This is a genomic window from Paenibacillus sp. FSL R7-0272 (assembly GCF_037969905.1).
GTDB lineage: Bacteria > Bacillota > Bacilli > Paenibacillales > Paenibacillaceae > Paenibacillus > Paenibacillus polysaccharolyticus.
Map to the genome: position 1 here is coordinate 5,976,131 of NZ_CP150221.1, position 17,727 is coordinate 5,993,857.

Annotated in this window: 16 protein-coding genes and 1 riboswitch; all 16 genes read right to left on the reverse strand. The window is 50.3% G+C overall.

The features are described from left to right. Window positions 1-52 precede the first annotated feature (52 nt). The 16 genes from cbiE to MKY23_RS26280 all read right to left on the reverse strand — a co-directional run bounded on the left by cbiE (window position 53) and on the right by MKY23_RS26280 (window position 17,502). On the reverse strand, window positions 53-1,342 hold the full coding sequence (cbiE, locus tag MKY23_RS26205) for a precorrin-6y C5,15-methyltransferase (decarboxylating) subunit CbiE (protein WP_339833308.1): 1,290 nt from the start codon (window positions 1,340-1,342) through the stop codon (window positions 53-55). Continuing rightward, the gene (locus tag MKY23_RS26210) at window positions 1,305-2,459 is read right to left on the reverse strand and encodes a cobalt-precorrin-5B (C(1))-methyltransferase (protein ID WP_339833311.1); all 1,155 of its coding nucleotides are present in this window, start codon (window positions 2,457-2,459) and stop codon (window positions 1,305-1,307) included. Before MKY23_RS26210 ends, cbiE begins: the two co-directional genes overlap by 38 nt. Window positions 2,460-3,080: 621 nt before the next feature. After that, window positions 3,081-3,728 carry a precorrin-8X methylmutase gene (locus MKY23_RS26215; protein WP_090924152.1) on the reverse strand — a complete coding sequence of 216 codons (648 nt, stop codon included), beginning with the start codon at window positions 3,726-3,728 and terminating at the stop codon, window positions 3,081-3,083. A gap of 5 nt (window positions 3,729-3,733) precedes the next feature. After that, window positions 3,734-4,579, reverse strand: coding sequence for a precorrin-6A reductase (gene cobK / locus MKY23_RS26220; protein WP_339833315.1), 846 nt, complete (start codon window positions 4,577-4,579; stop codon window positions 3,734-3,736). After that, window positions 4,576-5,832, reverse strand: a complete 1,257-nt coding sequence (locus MKY23_RS26225) for a sirohydrochlorin chelatase (protein WP_339833318.1) — start codon at window positions 5,830-5,832, stop codon at window positions 4,576-4,578. Before MKY23_RS26225 ends, cobK begins: the two co-directional genes overlap by 4 nt. A gap of 270 nt (window positions 5,833-6,102) precedes the next feature. After that, window positions 6,103-8,034 (reverse strand): precorrin-3B C(17)-methyltransferase, encoded by a 1,932-nt coding sequence (cobJ, locus tag MKY23_RS26230; protein WP_339833321.1) that lies wholly within the window; start codon window positions 8,032-8,034, stop codon window positions 6,103-6,105. Between the two features lie 335 nt (window positions 8,035-8,369). Continuing rightward, a riboswitch (cobalamin riboswitch) is annotated at window positions 8,370-8,559 on the reverse strand. Between the two features lie 227 nt (window positions 8,560-8,786). Next, the gene (locus MKY23_RS26235; protein ID WP_339833324.1) at window positions 8,787-9,617 is read right to left on the reverse strand and encodes a uroporphyrinogen-III synthase; all 831 of its coding nucleotides are present in this window, start codon (window positions 9,615-9,617) and stop codon (window positions 8,787-8,789) included. A 130-nt stretch (window positions 9,618-9,747) separates the two neighbouring features. Continuing rightward, a complete protein-coding gene (locus MKY23_RS26240) occupies window positions 9,748-11,040 on the reverse strand; it encodes an endospore germination permease (RefSeq protein ID WP_339833327.1) in 1,293 nt (430 codons plus the stop codon). Window positions 11,041-11,096: 56 nt separating this feature from the next. Beyond that, window positions 11,097-11,318, reverse strand: coding sequence for a hypothetical protein (locus tag MKY23_RS26245; protein ID WP_090924146.1), 222 nt, complete (start codon window positions 11,316-11,318; stop codon window positions 11,097-11,099). Next, entirely contained in the window at window positions 11,311-12,510 is a 1,200-nt protein-coding gene (locus MKY23_RS26250; RefSeq protein ID WP_167375828.1) for a Ger(x)C family spore germination protein, read from the reverse strand. The genes MKY23_RS26245 and MKY23_RS26250 overlap by 8 nt, the downstream gene beginning before the upstream one ends. Before the next feature lie 4 nt (window positions 12,511-12,514). Then, window positions 12,515-14,113 (reverse strand): spore germination protein, encoded by a 1,599-nt coding sequence (locus MKY23_RS26255; protein WP_090924144.1) that lies wholly within the window; start codon window positions 14,111-14,113, stop codon window positions 12,515-12,517. Window positions 14,114-14,329: 216 nt separating this feature from the next. Beyond that, window positions 14,330-14,668, reverse strand: coding sequence for a hypothetical protein (locus tag MKY23_RS26260; RefSeq protein ID WP_339833336.1), 339 nt, complete (start codon window positions 14,666-14,668; stop codon window positions 14,330-14,332). Between the two features lie 46 nt (window positions 14,669-14,714). Continuing rightward, a complete protein-coding gene (locus MKY23_RS26265) occupies window positions 14,715-15,416 on the reverse strand; it encodes a pirin family protein (protein WP_090924142.1) in 702 nt (233 codons plus the stop codon). A gap of 320 nt (window positions 15,417-15,736) precedes the next feature. Continuing rightward, window positions 15,737-16,159: a DoxX family protein gene (locus MKY23_RS26270; protein ID WP_090924141.1), complete on the reverse strand. Its 423-nt coding sequence runs from the start codon at window positions 16,157-16,159 to the stop codon at window positions 15,737-15,739. 64 nt (window positions 16,160-16,223) lie between these two features. Further along, window positions 16,224-17,084, reverse strand: a complete 861-nt coding sequence (locus MKY23_RS26275; protein ID WP_090924140.1) for a M56 family metallopeptidase — start codon at window positions 17,082-17,084, stop codon at window positions 16,224-16,226. A gap of 1 nt (window position 17,085) precedes the next feature. Continuing rightward, complete coding sequence (locus tag MKY23_RS26280) at window positions 17,086-17,502, reverse strand: BlaI/MecI/CopY family transcriptional regulator (protein WP_090924139.1); 417 nt, start codon at window positions 17,500-17,502, stop codon at window positions 17,086-17,088. Window positions 17,503-17,727: the final 225 nt, after the last annotated feature.

Sequence of the window (17,727 nt, forward strand, 5' to 3'; positions counted from 1 at the left end):
GTTTCCTGTTGTTGTACTAATGCGACTCTCCCCTTCTTCGTCTCCTGCCAAACTATTCCGCTCCGTTCGCTGTTTCGGCTTCCGCTTCTGCTCCTGCTATAAATTGACCTGTAATGACATAGATCGGATTCAGTCCGTCAAAACGGGTCATGTTCAGGATCGGCTTGCTCCGCGCCGTCTGCAGCAAAGTCACGGAAGCATCCATGCCCGCATCGCGCATCGCCTTCATGCTGTCATGCAGCGTTTCGATGGTCGCTGCATTCACGACAATGCGTCCCTCGGGGCGCAGCCGGGACGCACACAAAGCGATCAGCTGCGCGAGTTCACCGCCGCTGCCGCCAATGAACACCGCATCGGGACCCGGTAGTTCGTCCAGCCCCGCTGGCGCTTTGGCATGAAGGACGGTAAAATCCGTCCGGAATTTGATCCGGTTGGCCTCGATGTTCACGAGGTCACCTTCGTTCTTTTCGATGGCGAAGACCTGGCCTCGCGGCGCCAGCCGCGTGCACTCCACCGCCACCGATCCGGAACCTGCGCCGATATCCCACACGATGCTGTCCTCGCCCAGTTTCAGCTCAGATAAGCTGAACGCGCGGACTTCACGCTTGGTGATGAGGCCCTTCTCGGGTTTGCGCTGATGGAATTCTTCATCTGCAAACCCGAAGCCTTTGCGCGGCGCCGGTGCATCTTTACGGCGCAACAAAATGACGACGTTCAGCGGGCTGCACTCAGCCGCTGCCAGCTCGTCCAGGGTGTAGTGGCGGGCACGCTCGTCTGCCGCGCCCAGGTTTTCCGCAACGTAGGCATCGTACTCCGTCATGCCGAACTGTTGCAGATACGCCCCGATCGCAGCGGGGCTGTTATGCTCGTCCGTGAGCAGCGCGACTTTGGCTTTGCCATCGATGCGCTGGGCTAGACCTTTGAGGGGGCGACCGTGCACGCTTTCAAGCACGGCGTCGTGCCAGCTCTCGCCAAGCCTTGCGAATGCCAGCTGCAGCGAGCTGAGATTAGGCCGGATATCCAACTGATCCGGGCCGAGTTTGCGCGCGAAATACCCGGCGATGCCGTAAAACAGCGGGTCTCCTGAGGCAAGCACAACGATGGTGTGAGAGTCCTGCAACGCTTTTATTTTCGCAACGAGGTCATTCAAACTGCTCTTGATCACCAGCTTCTCTCCCGCAAACGCTGGGAAAAATTGCAGCAGACGTTCGCCGCCTACCAGCACATCGGCCTCCTGAATGAGTTGTAGACTGTCTGCCGTCAGCCCCGCCGCGCCTTCTTCCCCTACGCCAATAATGCGGATGTTACGATTCTTTGCTCCAGTTGTTATGTTCGAGTTCACTGATTTCCGCCCTCCCCAGTTCCATTCCTTTCATGGTGACGAGCACCACTTCCACCGTTACGTCGCCCCCCGCATGTTCCAGACAGTGCTGACAGGCGTATAAGCATAACTTTTCAAAATAAGGCAAATATCCCGCTTCGGTCATCATATCTGCTACCTGAGTCGCCGTGTTGGCTTCCTCGATCGCTTGCGCCAGATCATCGCCAGCTCCGGTCTCGCGAGCCACGGACGCAAGAAATCCAAAATCCACCGGCGCACTTTTGGAGTGCACCATCATGACCCCTTGAGCCACTTTAGCGAATTTGCCTGGCATCCCGACCAGACTGATGCGTTTCATACCCAATCGTTTCCCGTGTTTGATCGCAAAGCCGACAAAGTCACCCATCTGAATAAAGGCTTCCTCCGGCAGTTCGGGCATCATTTTCATGGCGTATTTCTCACTGCTGCCGCCTGTTGTCAGTACAATATGCTCACAACCGGAAGCCTGAGCAACGGAAATCGCCTGTACCACACTGGCTTTGTACGCCGAAGTAGAGAACGGAACGACCACGCCGCGTGTACCCAAAATGGAGATACCGCCAAGAATGCCAAGCCGCGCATTGAGCGTTTTCTTCGCAATCTCTTCGCCGTCCGGTACGCTGATAACCACTCGTACCCCTCTTGCAGTACCATATTCCGCAAGTACTTGGGTGACTGCTTCGGTAATCATACGGCGCGGCACGGGATTAATGGCCGCTTCCCCAACAGGCACGGGCAATCCTGGCTTCGTAACACGCCCCACACCAATGCCGCCATCCAGCTCTACCCCCGGCTCGTCCCGCCAAGACACATGCGCAATGATTTTCGCCAAATGTGTGGCGTCCGGGTCATCCCCGGCGTCTTTGATCGTGGCACAAGTCGCCGTGCCGTCCGTCATCAGTTCCTGCTCGATCAGCTCGAACGAGTGGTCAAAGCCGGCGGGCAAGGAAACCACGGCTTGCGCAGGGATATGACCCGTTAACAGGAGCTGTGTCGCTCCTTTGGCAACGGCTGTCGCACACGCACCGGTCGTAAAGCCGGAACGCATCGGTTTATCCGGGTCCGGTGCTTCTCCGCTTTTCATGCGTTTCTTTTCCATGGCTTTGAACCTCCCGTCCTTCTATATGCTAGTTTGTTCGTGCGCTTATGTTGATTGTTGGTTGATTTTGATTGTTCATTGTTGTTTGGTCTTGTATGGATGTTGATACATTGATTTTAGTTTTACTCAACAACTGCGGTGCTAGTAACTGTACACTAACCCCTGGTGATCGTTAGAAGTTACCGGAGCGGAATCCCCATCTCTGGTGACTCGCACGCTAAGCGTCTCATTTACTTAACACCCACACACTCACGACTGAGCGCTAACGATCACAGATAACGTTATTTGGCCTAATATGCCCTCGCTGGAATTCTAACGATCTCAGGAGACGCTATTTCACTAAAACAGTGCGATTTCCAGCGCTTTTGGGTGGTTTTGAGCGAAATAACGTTTCTCAGGATCGTTAGAATTTCAAAAGGGTGATTTCACTCAAAATAAGCTTCCTGGTGATCGTTAGAAGTTGCTGGACTTTAACAGATTCGGACATGGCCCTTAGTGAAGACTCTTCCAGTTCTCATTAGGATTCGGCACGACTCGCTAACCAGACTTAAATCAGATCAGGTAGATTTCGTTTGACCTCACTGGTCGAACGAGGCAAACCGCCTTAGTACTCCCGCCGCTCTATGCCTTTACAGCCATCAACGAGATTGCGTTAAGTGCTGCCACAACGATGGTGCTGCCGCCTTTGCGACCAATGTTGGTGATAAAAGGAATGTCCAGCTTACGTAGCTCGTCCTTGGACTCGGCCGCAGATACAAAACCTACCGGCATGCCGATGATCAGCCCCGGCTTGGCCTCGCCCTCTTTGACAAGACGAATCAATTCCAGTAGCGCCGTTGGCGCGTTACCGATGGCGTAGATGCCCCCGTCATACATTTGGGTTGCTTTGCGCGTCGAGATGATGGCACGAGTGGTGTTGAGGCGTTTGGCCTCTTCCATTACATCTGGATCGGAAATATGTACATGTACATCGCCGCCAAAACCGCGAATACGATCCTTGCTCACACCCGCCTGAATCATTTGCACATCGGCAATGACTGACTGACCTGCACGTAGCGCCGCAATTCCCGCCTGGATCGCATCCGGGTGAAATACCATACTACGGCCCAGTTCAAAATCAGCCGAAGCATGAATGACACGCTGTACGACCGGATACTGCTCATCGGTAAACGGGTGTTCCCCCAGTTCCTCCGTAATCATCTCAAAGCTCTTACCTTCAATTTCCTGAGGTTGCACGGTCAGCGGTTTAAATTCCGTCTTAAAATCCACCCGAATCACTCCATTCTTCTTTCGATATTTACAATCAAGCCGTTCAAAGTTGCGTTATTCAAATTAAGCCTATCGGGGAGATTATTTCCCAAAATACTTTTCAGCTCGTCCAGTACACCATCAAAATGATCAAACACCGTGCCAAACTCCGCCTCTGGACGTGAGATCAGCACAACATGAATACCCAGCTCCAGTGCAGACTGGATTTTCTCATCCACGGCTCCGGTTTTACCGCTTTCCTTGGTGACCATCACCGTTGTTGCATAGTGCTTGTACAGTGCTTCGTTCATTTCCCTGGAAAAAGGTCCTTGCATCGCAATAATATTGCGTTGCTCTACGCCCAGCTCACCGCATTTCTCCATATTGTCGAGACGGGGGAGCATGCGTGCAACAAGTCGTATATCCGGATCACCGAGCAGGTGCTTGGTGAAGATTTGCAGCGTTTTGCTGCCTGTTGTCAGCATGACAGAACCTTTCAGCTCTTTGGCTTTGAGTGCTGCCTCATCATAAGATGACACGACATGTAATAGTTCATGGTCATCATAAGCAAGCCCCGTTCGTTCGTAACGAATGTAAGGAATGTCCGCTTGTTTCGCGGCTTCCATAGCATTCGCATGGGCTTCTTCGGCAAAAGGATGGCTCGCATCCACAAGGACAGGGGTATTATTTTCCAGAATCAGCTTCACCATCGCCTCTACGGTCAATCGGCCTGTCCGCACTAATAAACCGGCTTCGGTCAGACTTTGGGCTGCACTCTCGGTCACAACCGACGTCAGGACGTTATGTCCTTGTTGCTGGATTCGGATCGCAAGTTCGCGTGCATCGCTTGTACCGCATAACATAAGAATCATGAACGCTTCACCTGCTCGGAAGTTGCTGCCACTTGTGCCTGAGAAGAGGATGCATGCTGCTGAATATCTCCTGCTGTTGCTTCTGAAGCGTGTTGCTGGTTGCTCCGATGTCCTTCGTGCTCATGGTGTGAATGATGCAACTCTTCGTCATGGTCATGATGGAAATCAAGTGTCGCCTCACGAGTAGATGCAGCCTCCGCAGCGTGCTCGGAATGCTCGTGGTCATGACTATGATCGTGATGATCGTGCTCATGATGGTGGTGATCGTGCCCGTGGTCATGTCCGTGATCGTGATGATCATGGTGATGGTGGTCATGGTGATGATCATGGTCGTGATCATGGTCGTGATCGTGGTCATGCCCATGGTCGTGGTCGTGATGGTGATGATGGTGTTTGGCCGCTTCGAGGCGGAACTGGCAGTTGTCACAGTTGGCTGTAACCCTTCCATATAGCCCCTCGTGTGCACGTTCCAACACCAGCTCGACCAGCTTCGGATGGAAGCCGAAATAACCGCCGATTTCGACTTGAATATCTGGATGTGCGGCTGCAAATTCGGCCGTCATCTCATCAATGCGTTTAATCAGCACACCGGTAAAGAGGAAATACGGCATGACGATAATTTTTTTCGCACCAAGCAAGAGGCAACGTTCCAATCCATCCGGGAAAGAAGGCTGGGTTACGCCGATAAAGCTGCTTTCTGCCCATCTGTACGGCAACTTCTCCCACAGCATACGGGTCATTTTGAAAAAGTCACTGTTGGCATCCGGGTCACTGCTTCCCCGTCCAAGTACAAGTACAGCGGTCTCTTCATCAGTCACCGTAGCAGGCGGAGCGGCCACTGCAACTGCTGTATCTGTTCCACCTTCACCTTGAGCTGCAATCCGTACAGGCTGCGCCTCTTGCAGACGAGTTTGCATAATTTGCACGACTTTTTCATGCACACCAATCGGACGACCATAGATAAACTGTACTTGCGGATAACGTGCTTTGGCACGATCAATCGCATTCGGAATATCAATCTTGGCATGACCGGCTGCAAATAAAATAATCGGTACGAGTACGACACGGGTTGCGCCTCGATCTACACAAGCGGTAACCCCATCCGCAATACTTGGTCTGGTTAATTCCAGAAAACAGGTTTCGACCAGTGTGTTCTCCGGTGCTTGCTCCGCGACCTCACGTGCAAACTCCTTTAACTCGCGGTTCCCCTCGGGATCACGGCTCCCGTGTCCCACCAACAAAATTGCATCCATCTTCGTATTTCCTCCTCTGTCCGATCCACAGATCAGATTTCTCATATTCGTAAGGCTCTCCACTCGGTTCCAAGGAAGAAAGGTATAATCTATGTCTAAGTCTGTATTGATGAAGCTGTAAATGTTGTATCTATCTCAATCAGCTGGGTTTCAGCCAAGTTGTGTCTGGGTTAACTTTTGGCTTTGTGGCCTCTTATCTTCCGTAGATTACTCTGCCGCTGATGCTTAAGTGGACTTCAAGCCCGTAACCCAAACTACGCACTTCCACTCTTAGTCACCACATACCGGATTCACTTCAACAGTGACTGGCGCATCCACATGGCGGAAGCCTTGAATAACTCCAACGCGTTTAAAAAACTTGTGGAAACGTTCGTTCGGATGGCCTTTTTCCTTGTACTCCGCGACAATACGTTCCACAATACCGCCGATCTGATCACCCGGAATGCCCTCTGCTACAGGCTGAGCCGGGTGGGCATTGCGGCCAAACTTTTTCCCGCCAAGGAACAGATCGTATCCTCCTTTGCGGTACACGATACCGATATCCTCCAGCACTGCCCCGTAACAAGCCATACCGCAGCCGTTTAACGCTACGCTCGTTTCCTTCGGAGCAGACAATCCACCGATCACGTCCTGCAAATGGTTAGCCATCGGCACCGCGTCGTCCTTCTCCAGATTGCAGAAGTCACAAGCTTTGACTTTGATCACATCCCCAATCGGCACCACGATAAAGTTTGCTGCGCGCAGCTCATCTACCAACGCATCCGGTTCAAACGTCGGCACTCTCAGAATAATCTGGTGCTCTGGCGTATACTCGAGTTCACCATCCTCGCTTGCGCACTGCGCCAGCAGGGCCATCTGAGCAGCGGTGAACTTTTTGTTGCCCACGCCGGGCGACACGCCGATCTCAAAGAGCGGCGCCTTGCGCCCCGGCACGGGCACAGCAGCGGCTGCGCCAAGCACCGCTACGCTGCTCGCGCCCTGCGAGGCTGCCGGGCCTGACGCCGATGCGTCCAGCCAGCGGCTTGCCGCTTCGCCTGCGAGCGCACCGCCTGCCGCGAGCCGCGTCAGCGCCTCGGCGGCGAGCTCGGCTGCGCCGGCACGTGGCGCCACAGCGGCAGCGCGCGGTGCGGCCTCTGCCGCCGCGGACGCGGGCCGCTCTGCGGCAAGCACGGCGGTGCCAGCACCGCTCGCCGGGCTTGCCGCAGGCGGGGTCGCCGCCCATGCGCTTGCGGGCGGCTGCCCTTGCGGAGCCGTGCCCGCTCCGGCGCTGGCGCCGCGCAGGGCTGGCTCCGCCGTTGGCACGGCCTGCGCATCGCGGGCCGTGCCATTGCCCGCTGCCTCGCCGGAGGCGGCAGCGCGGGCTTCTTGCGCGCCGAGCGACCATGGCTCGGCTTCGGTGCGTAGCCGCTCATGTGGCCTGAGCGGCTGTTCCGCGGAGTTCAGCGTATACTTCCGCTGATATCCGCGCGGCGTGACCATGAGCCCTTCGTACATCATGGTCGAGGAATTGCCGATGATCACGGTGGTTAACATACCGATATCGTGATTCAGCATATCTTCCAGCGTCGTCATGACCACGTCCTGGCGCTCCCGATATGCACTTTTGACCAAGCCAACCGGTGTCTTTGGATCACGGTAACGTAGCAACATCTCTTGCGTTTCTACAATCTGGCGTGTCCGGCGTCCACTGCGGGGATTATACAGAGCAATAACAAAATCAGCGGAAGCCGCTGCCTCAACCCGGCGAATAATCGTTTCCCATGGTGTCAGATGATCGCTGAGACTGATCGTGCAAGCATCGTGCATGACAGGCGCACCAAGCAAGGACGCACACGATTGAATAGCCGACACGCCAGGAATAACCTCGACAGCTACGCCAGTATCCGGCTTCCAGCCTTGCTCGATCAGCACCTCATATACAAGTCCCGCCATACCGTATACCCCGGCATCCCCACTGGAGATTACGGCAACGATGTGGCCCGCTTCCGCTTGTCTTACTGCTTCCTGTGCCCGGCTGACTTCCTCCGTCATGCCTGTACGCACAATGGCTTGTCCATTCAACAAAGGCCTGATCAGATCCACATAGGTGTTATATCCAATGATGACCTCGCTTTCCTGCAATGCATCCAGTGCCCGTTTCGTTATGTGCTCCATCGCACCTGGACCGAAACCGATGATCAGCAGCTTGCCTTGCTTTTGCATCCCTTTTCCCCCTCACTCCACTTGTCACGCGATTAATGCCCAAACCTTGTTTATCCAAAAATTCCCCGATACAGATGTGGCTCTTTTGCTTATAGCCCTGTAACACAACATTTCTTCTACTTAACTCGGCAACTTCGTTCCTGTCCGAAAAAACAAAAAAATCCCATCCTAATCACGGATGAGATACGCATGTACTTACACTCAGGAAACCTGGCCTGTAATATTCCATAATAAGGAATTACAAGCAGCCAGAATAGCCCATATAGAGCCTCACAGGACAAACCACGGTTTGTCCCTTTCCCGAACTTATCGTACACCACTCCTTTCCGCGAAGGGTTTGGTGACACAGGCAAGGTAGGTCTCCTGGCTCTGGATCATTAGCGTTCTTTCCTGTCTTCCCCGGTATACCGAGTGACTTTCATGGAAAACGCTTCACCATTACAGTGGCGGGACCGCTCGGGACTTGCACCCGATTCCCTGTTACCTCTTGCTTTATGCAAGAGCACCTTGCTGTTTTCATATTGTCTTCATCATACCATCGGTCAGGAAATAATGTCCACGCTTCTCAAGATTGTCCTAAACATTAATTTTGGATAAAAATGAAAAAAAGGTCCCGATCCGATAACGGATCAGAACCTTGATATATCCATCCATATAACTGATGTGATTCCTTCTAAACTTAATACCTCTGTATACGAATTGCGTCTGCTATTCTTCATACAGCTACTCTTGCCCTGTGAATGCTCTCTTTATTAATCTTCCCGGACACCCACCGGATTCGCGGCAAAATAACGTCCCAGTTCAACGATGAGCGCTCCCATCTTCTCTTCGTCCGGTACAACCAGCGCTTCAATGCCTTCCTCACGCATGGCATTGGCCGTAACTTTACCAACAGACGCCGGGACTACCCCTTCTTTGAAGGCTGTCAGCATCTGCTCCAGCTTACCTTGAGATGTCGCATATTCCGTCAAAAACCGCACCTGCGGCCCACTTGTAAAGGCCACTGCATCTAACTTATGCTGAATTACTTCGTTCAGCAGTTGCTCCAGCTCTGCCTCTTCCGGCGGTACGTGACGATACGGCAATACCTGCCGCACAACAGCTTCTTGTTCTTCTAACCAGCGAACCAGCTTGGGAGCCGTTTCTCCATGCAGCTGTAACATCACCTTTTTGCCTGTAAGATCATGCGAGCCAAATTCACGAATCAGTCCGTCTGTACTGCCGTCATCATCTCGTACCAGAGGTGTTAGTTTCAGCTTTTTTAACGCATTTACCGTTTTGTACCCTCGAGCAGCAATACACGATTCAGCCAAGACATTCCGAAGTTGTCCGGCTACATCCATGTCCTCAGCCATGTCGAACAAAGCATCCAGTCCCATGCCCGTCGTAAACACTGCCCAATCCGGCGGATCAGAAATCCAGGAAACCAGTCCATCCCGAATGTTACGATCATCCAGAAACACCGTGCCTTGTGCAGGACGCACAAGCGGGATTCCGCCCATTTTCTCTACCAATAGAGACATCTCTTTGGACTTTCTCGGTCCGGTTAATGCCACACGTACCCCTGCCAAATGTTGAGCCATTCATGTTCCCCCCGTTATTAAGCCGAAAGTTCATCAATCTGACTACAGTATACAGGGTACTTCTGCGGAGGGAAACCATGTCTGCTTGCTTTCCGGCCTCTTTAGCTATAACGATTTTTTATGGTTTGCATCAGGAAGGCTGCAGATTGCCGCCGCCAGGTGATGTTTTACCTTTCTTCTCTATGGACTTTTCCGCTGACTTATCACCAGACTTCTCTTCGGACTTCTCTTCGGACTTCTCTTCGGACTTCTCTTCAGATTGATCTGATTCACCAGATGCCTGCTCCTGCTTCTGTTCACCTTCCTGCTGTTTGCCTCTCGAGGCCCTATCTCCCGATTCAGAGTTCGGTGCATGCCCAGCCTCCTTTTTGCGCGGACGAAGAAATAGAAAGAATACGATTGGAAACAGCACCTCAAATACAATGGCAACCCATGTCCATTCCCGTGTAAATCGATTCAGTTGGATCGCATTGCGGAAAAACCAGAACGCACATACAAAACCCAGCAACGCAATGGGTCCGGTCAGTACTTTACCAGACACTTTGGGAATCATGCGTTTCAACCCCCAGCACACTAAATACAGGTCAAACGCAATCTTGGTAATAATACAAGGCAAAGTTGCTGCCGCAAGCGCCAGATCGAATCGATCTAGAAAGTCACTAATCTGCAGCTGTCTTGCCAGCTCATATGATGGGTATACAAGTCTTGAAGCAATGGGTACACCGATGGAGGTGATCGTTTCTATTACAATAAGCATCATAAGCAGTCCCGTGACGATGTTGCCTGTAACGATAGACTTTACTCGAAAATCACTTCCCCTTACGATAAAGGGCAGAAAAATCATCTCTCCATAAAACGAAAAGAGATACCAGCTCCCCCTGCCCACACCCGCCAGGTCAACATCGAAATAGGGCTTCAGGTTATCCAGATTGATCTGCTGAATTAGCATAAACGGCACAATGATGGAGTTTAACAGAAAAAGCGCTACATATAACTCCACCATGCCAATCAGGGAACCTAGCCCTCCTCGCACGATAAATATAGCCATGACAAGCAGAGAGAGCACGATAATCGATATTGGTGTTGTTTCCAACAATGTGATACTTACATAATCCCCTGTTAGCCGAATATCTCTCGCGAATACAAAGAAGAAAAACGCGATGTACATCAATCCGGCCAATCTTCCCAGAAAGGGAAATCGTGTCACTAATGATTCAAACAGATCCTTGTCTGGAAAACGCCGCTGGACACGGCTGAGCAGCCACATCGATGTAAACATAATCAGAACAACGGGTATGTAACAAAGATAGGCATGCTGTTCTGCATAATAAATGGCTTGTGCATGAGGTTGTAGCAGTGTACCCGTAATACTAAGCAGCATGAGCATCAAGATCATTTGCCTGTGCGTTACCTTCTGAATCATCCTGCCCCTCCTTCCGTACCTGTTTCTTGCATATCAAGATTACATATGCCACATCCTCAAGGCATTGGCAGCAGACGTTGAATAATATGACTCATCCATACCGATAGGAATACGGTTTTGTTCAGCGTCGTAACGTAGAGCCAGAGGCCTATTCCAAGCGCAATGATTCCATAAGACAGCCAGCGATTAATGGAGGCCGCTTGTTTCAGATGCCTGAAATCCATAATCAGCACCCCGATTACCATTGCCAGATAGGTAAACAGTAGCGGTTTAATCATGTATGATGTCCTCCTCTACGACTCCAATCGGTTTATTGACAATACCGACATTCTCAATAATGACATGCGGGTCCACAGTTACTTGAACCTCCGGATAGAGAACCTCCCAGCGATCTTTAATCTTGTCCCATTCCTTGGGTAACTGCCTATGGATGGAACGGCCGATGCCGATAATGTCTGCTTTGAATTTCTTCTGAACCAGCCTTATACCTTCCTCAATATCCTCTTTGATCTTTCGGTGTACGGCTTCATTCAAATTTAAAATTTCCTTTTCGCGCCTGTCACCATAATCCGATTCATTATCCACCAGCACACCCTTGGCGTACATCTGAATGGTTACACTCACTTTGCCATTCACAATTTTGGGATGGAGGGACGAATTGTTCTCGTTTAATTTAATGAACATATCTCCTTTTCCCCGTGGAGCTTTAATCATAACTTCGGGTTCGTTGGCTTCACCCATGGCAAGAATCAGTGCATCGGCAGGGGCCTTGTCCATCATGCCTACCAGCTTGTCTTTTTTGAAAATAGCTAAACCATCCAGTTTGATATTGGTTATGGCGCCCTTCCAATCCTGTGGTACATTGTCTGAAACGGATGCGATAGGTAGAAATGGGTCCACTCCTTCATCCAGAATGGAGTCTATAAATGTTTTAAGGGATCTTGGATTCCTCATGTTAAGGAAGCATAATTCCCTCACCATCTCGGAAGGGAACTTCTCAATCGGTGCATCCGTGTCTATAACTTTATGTGCTTCGCCCCTGGTGACAACAGGCATTGCCGACAAACGGTTAAGTGGATATCTTGTAAATAGGTCAAGCATCGGGGCAACCCCCTCCCGTGCTAATTCTTCGCCAATAAGGATGGTACGACGGTGTGCATAATAAATTCGGCGAGAGAGTGACTTCTGACCCTCAAGCGATGTCCCACGCAGTGTACGAGCTGTATTAGAGAGGATAAACCACGGTTTATCTCCACTCGTTCCTCCACCGCCACCTTCACTGCCCGAAGCACCCGACTGTCCAGGGAGGGCAATCTGCAGGCTAGACCGGTAATCCTCCCCTTCTTTATCAACAGCAATACCGATTACAAAGGCGACATCATTAATCTCTTCGCGATCCCAGCAACCTGTAAGCAGAGATGTACACAAAATCAACGAAATGACAGCTCTATATTTAATCAAAAACTTCATGGAATCACCATCCTTCCTCTGCTTCCGGCGAACCATTGATATCTCTGGTCATACGTTTGCGATCCCGGTGCACGGTCGAAGGACGATTGATCATTTTCCACCAAGGCACCCGGACCAAAATATCTTTGGTATCCTTCTTATGGTATGGGCTCACCCCTGACAGATAAGGTACACCAAAAGAAGTCATCTGTGTCAGATGTACAGAAATCAGCACTAGACCAATCACGATGCCGTATAATCCCAGCATGCCTGCCAGAAGCATGATCGGAAACCGTAACAGCCTTACGGTAATGGCAAAGTTGAAGCGCGGAATGGTGAAGGATGCAATCCCCGTCATCGATACGATAATAACCATTGGGGCAGACACAATACCTGCCTGTACCGCTGCTTGACCAATCACAAGGGCACCGAGAATACTGACCGCTTGCCCCACCGTTTTGGGTAACCTGACCCCTGCCTCCCGCAGCGCTTCAAAGGATAATTCCATAATGAGCGCTTCAATGAGTGCCGGGAAAGGGATGGCTTCGCGGGCACCGGCAATACTGAGAATCAATGTAGTTGGAAGCATGTCCTGATGAAAGGTCGTAATGGCGATATACAATGCTGGCAGGAACAATGCAATAAACACAAACAAAAAGCGGATCCAACGAATCAAATTGGTAATGAAGAAGCGTTCATAATAATCCTCACTAGCCTGTAACATCTGCCACATCGTCACGGGTGCAATCAATGCAAACGGTGTGCCATCTACCATGATGGAAAACCGACCTTCCAGCAGATTCGCGGCAACTGTATCCGGACGCTCCGAATAGTGCATCTGTGGAAACGGGGAATTCGGGTTATCCTCGATAAGTTCCTCGATATAACCGCTCTCCAGAATACCGTCGATTTCAATCTTCTCCAGACGTTTTTTGACATCCTGGATCAATTGAGGATCGGCGACTCCCTCCAGATAGACGAGAACAACATCGGTTTTGGTATCGGAGCCAAGCGTCATACTTACCATTTTGAGTGCAGGTGTCTTCAGCTTGAAACGAAGCAAAGCCGTATTCATACGTAGCGTCTCGGTAAATCCTTCACGCGGCCCCCGGATGACCGACTCCGTCTGCGGCTCCTCTACACCTCTCCGTACCCCGCCTTTTACGTTGAATAACCATGCTTCGGCTTCTCCGTCCATAACCAGTAACGCCGATGAGGCAAGCACGCCCTCGGTCGCAGCAGCCCATGTCTGAACTCGCTTGACCTGCGTTAATTCAATTCGTGTATCATCTATCGGCACATCCGGCTCGTCAGTCCGTTGCTGGATCAGCCCTCGAATAAGCGGGCGTAGCATATGCTCCTGAATATCGGCCGAATTCACAATCCCCTCGACATACACGAGAAGCCCCTGAATCTCTGGTGTGATCATAACGTTGCGGAACACGACATCCGAAGAGTTCGAGAAGATTTCTTTCAACGCCTGAATTTGATTGGTATGTACGGCACTGATCGGTTGTTTCAGAATAGGTGGGGACGGCAGTCCCAAGGGTACATATTTGCTACTGTCAGTCGTTGATGCTGAAGTCTTGGACTTTTCGCTACCTTTTGATGATTTAGCTGCCATATGCCGCCCCTCCATTCTTGGTTTTTATACAAGGTAGCTTGTGCCAGAAGGCAGGGAATTATGTGGTCTTTTTTTACAAAAAAAAGCCTTCCTCAAGGGAAGACTTAACTTAACGATCGAAACGATCAACTTGAAAACTGAACCATGCGTGTTAAATCAATAACTTACACCATGAACAGAATAACAAGCTTAGATCATACACATATCTCTGTTCGGTTAGTCAGCAAAATAATCATCAGGTATATATTGAATTTCCGACTTGGCATAGATGGTGATTGAATGCCGCTCGCTGTCATATTTTACGCGGTCGCCGTCAACATAATACCAGTGCTTTGTCAGAGGACGGTCTTTGCGCTGTACGAAACGGAATACGTTTAATTCCTGTCTCAGCTCAACAATCTTCAAGGCGGTCTGCTCTTCAAGTCCCGATACAGTGAACAGGTAACCTGTTCCTTCCTGCTGAAAGCGATAAGACAAGGCTGCATCCGTCTTGCTGTTCGCCAGCCCACGCCCGGTGACCCCATGTTTTACCATAAACCATTCCTGCTGTGCCATACGTATCGTTCCTCCTTTGATCTTGGAGTGGGAGTTCTTATTTTTATTAAGGCAAATCAATCAACATATAAAACGTATCCTCATGCCCTTCCAGCTTTATGGAAGAAGTCTGCTCCACTCGTGCGGTATCTCCTGTATGAAGCACATGTTCATTCTGCAGGCCAAGCTTGCCCTCAATGGAGAAAATGTACATGCGGCGACCTTCGTTCTGTTCAAAATCAAGCGTCTTGCCCTTGGATAACCGCCCAAGGTAAATCGTCATGTCTTGATGAACCGTGGCAACCCGCGGCCCACCATCGGATGATGCTACAGGCACAAGAGCGCCTTCCAGAGCAGTTGTATCATACGAAGTCGTTTCGTAGGATGGCTGTAACCCTTTCGTATGTGGCATAAACCACAGCTGGAGAAGTCTTACTTCCTGGGTATCTGAGGCATTATGCTCTGTATGAATGACGCCGCTTCCTGCTGACATGCGCTGAATGCTACCAAAGCCTGTTACGGCAACATTGCCCAGACTATCTTCATGTCTCAGCTTGCCATTCAGCACGATGGATACGATCTCCATATCACTGTGTGGATGTGCCCCAAAGCCGCGACCTGGTGCGATGACATCATCATTGGCTACCCGCATGGGTCCAAAAGCAGTGTTGTCCGGGTCCTGGTACTCCCCAAAGGAAAAGCTGTGACTGCCCCGCAACCAGCCACGGTCAAAGCTGGAACGTGCTTCAGATGGAATAACCTTAATCATATCGCGTAACCTCCTCAAATCTGTTATGGTTCGTGCAGATCCCTCTTATTTTTTCTTAGTAGCATACTTATTCTCATTATATCAAATGTTAAGGTAATACGTCCAAGCCAAAAAGTGACGCTCCTTCCTTCAAACCAAAAAGCTCTTTACCTGTCAGCTCGATCCGGCAATCACCGTTACCTCGTCGGACTGGCAAGCAAAGAGCTTGGCCGCAGGCGTATTCCTGCGCTTTAACACTTTCCGTTACACTTTTCTATAAATCGTTATATTATGCTTTGATTATACTCATCCTGTTATGTCGCTTTCCTCTCTGATGCAGATCAGGCACTCACATTTTGGCTGTTCTGACGTGTAGCTCCTTGCCGGTTAAACAGATAATCCAGCGCCAAAAAGCGGCTGCCTGTCAGGAGAAGAGTCAATGATCCTGCCATCAGCATGTAGTCGAACTCTGTTCCCATCAAAAACGGTTGCCCCGCCTTGGCTGTGAATACTGCACCGACCATAACCGCGATGAACAACAAGGCGAACACACGTGTACCCAGGCCCAAGATCATGGCCGCGCCACCTGCCAGTTCAATTACGGCAACAACAGATGCCATAAAACCGGGAATGCCTATACTTTCGAAGAAACCAACCGTACCGCTAATTCCACCCTCGAACTTACTCCAGCCATGTAATAGAAAAATGAGTCCGATCATAATCCTTGAGAAAAAAAGTCCAATTTCAATGGTTTTGTTATTCATCATACATCTCCCCATTTCATTCATAATTTTAGTCCTAATGGATTGCTTGATTCTTGGTCGTTTTCTATCCAATCGACCATACAAACAGAACAGACAATAACAGAAACACCGTTACAGAGATTAGAATGGCATATCGCGGTAAGCGCAGTGTAACATCCCGTTCGGGGTCCAGCAGACGGGAAATGCGCACATTCACCGACGTATCGGCAAATGAGGACTGAATCGTCATCGCTCTTCCCTCCCCAGTTGGTGTGCATGCCCGAAGCAGTTTCAAGAGTGCACTGCCAATACCGGCGGCATTACCCGTACGTTCAATAGCTTCGTTATCTGCTAAAATTTCTCTCACTATGCGATATTGCTGTGACGTATGTTTCAGCACAGGAATATACGGCATCATCGTAGCAAATACCGAGAGCAATGTTGTTTTCAGTGGATCTCGATGCCACAGATGGTGTACCTCATGATACACGACAGCCTTCTCTTCATCCGTATCCAGCATACGGAGCAGTCCTGTGGAAAGCACGATGCAAGGGCGCCATAACCCGATGGTAAACGCAACCGGAGAAGGCTTGTCTACAACAAGAAATCGGGGTTTCTTCAGATGCCTGTACCTTGCATTCATTTTTTCTGACCAAGCCCGAACCTCCATGGAGCGGAGCTTGGTTACCGCGGCACGCGTCTGGACAATTCGTCTAATCAACATCCAGCTTGTACCAGCGAAAGTCAGCAAAACCAGAAGCAACAGGAACTGACCTACAGACATCCACCCCATACGACTCATCCAGTGATTGCACAGCCATAGCAGATTCAACCGGATGTCCCATCCAAATATTTTATACATCGCATACATGAACATCTGCATGAGCACGAGTACCGGAATACCCAACCCGACGGTGAACAAAATCTTGGAACGGGTCTTCCACATCTTAATCGTTATCCTTTTTCCATTGCTTAATCTTCATTTCGAGCCGTTCAATCAAGCCTTCGTCGGCTTCATCTAACGCATCCAGCATGTGATTCACTGCCAGTGTCCCGAATTCGTCCACCAATTCCTGGGACAGTTCCTTGGATTGATCGTTCATAAAGTCCTCCCTGCTTTGTACCGGCCGGTACAGCGATGTGCGGCCCTTCTGTGTTTTGCCGAGTAATCCCTTATCCACCAACCGATTCATCACAGTCATAACCGTATTGAAATTTACGTCTTTGTCTTGTTCCAGTGCCGTCTGTACTTCACGGATGCTGCTGCCGGGACGAGCCCACAATACTTCCATAATCTTGGCCTCAAGTGGTCCAAAAAAACGATTCAGTCCTCGCTCGCCCACTTTAAAATTGAGTATTCTCATATTCTGACACCCCTCACACTACCCATTGTAGTGTCCAGAAATGAGAAGTCAACCTCTATGTCAGGTATTTTATGTAAATGATTTGTAAAAATGTTTTTCATTTGTGTATAAAAGTACATAAGAAAACCGGGCAATTCTGCAAAATTGCAGTCATACCCGGTTCGTATCATAACCTTTCCAAGCTGACATAAAGACCAGCTATTCGCTTGTGCGAGATGCGGGAAG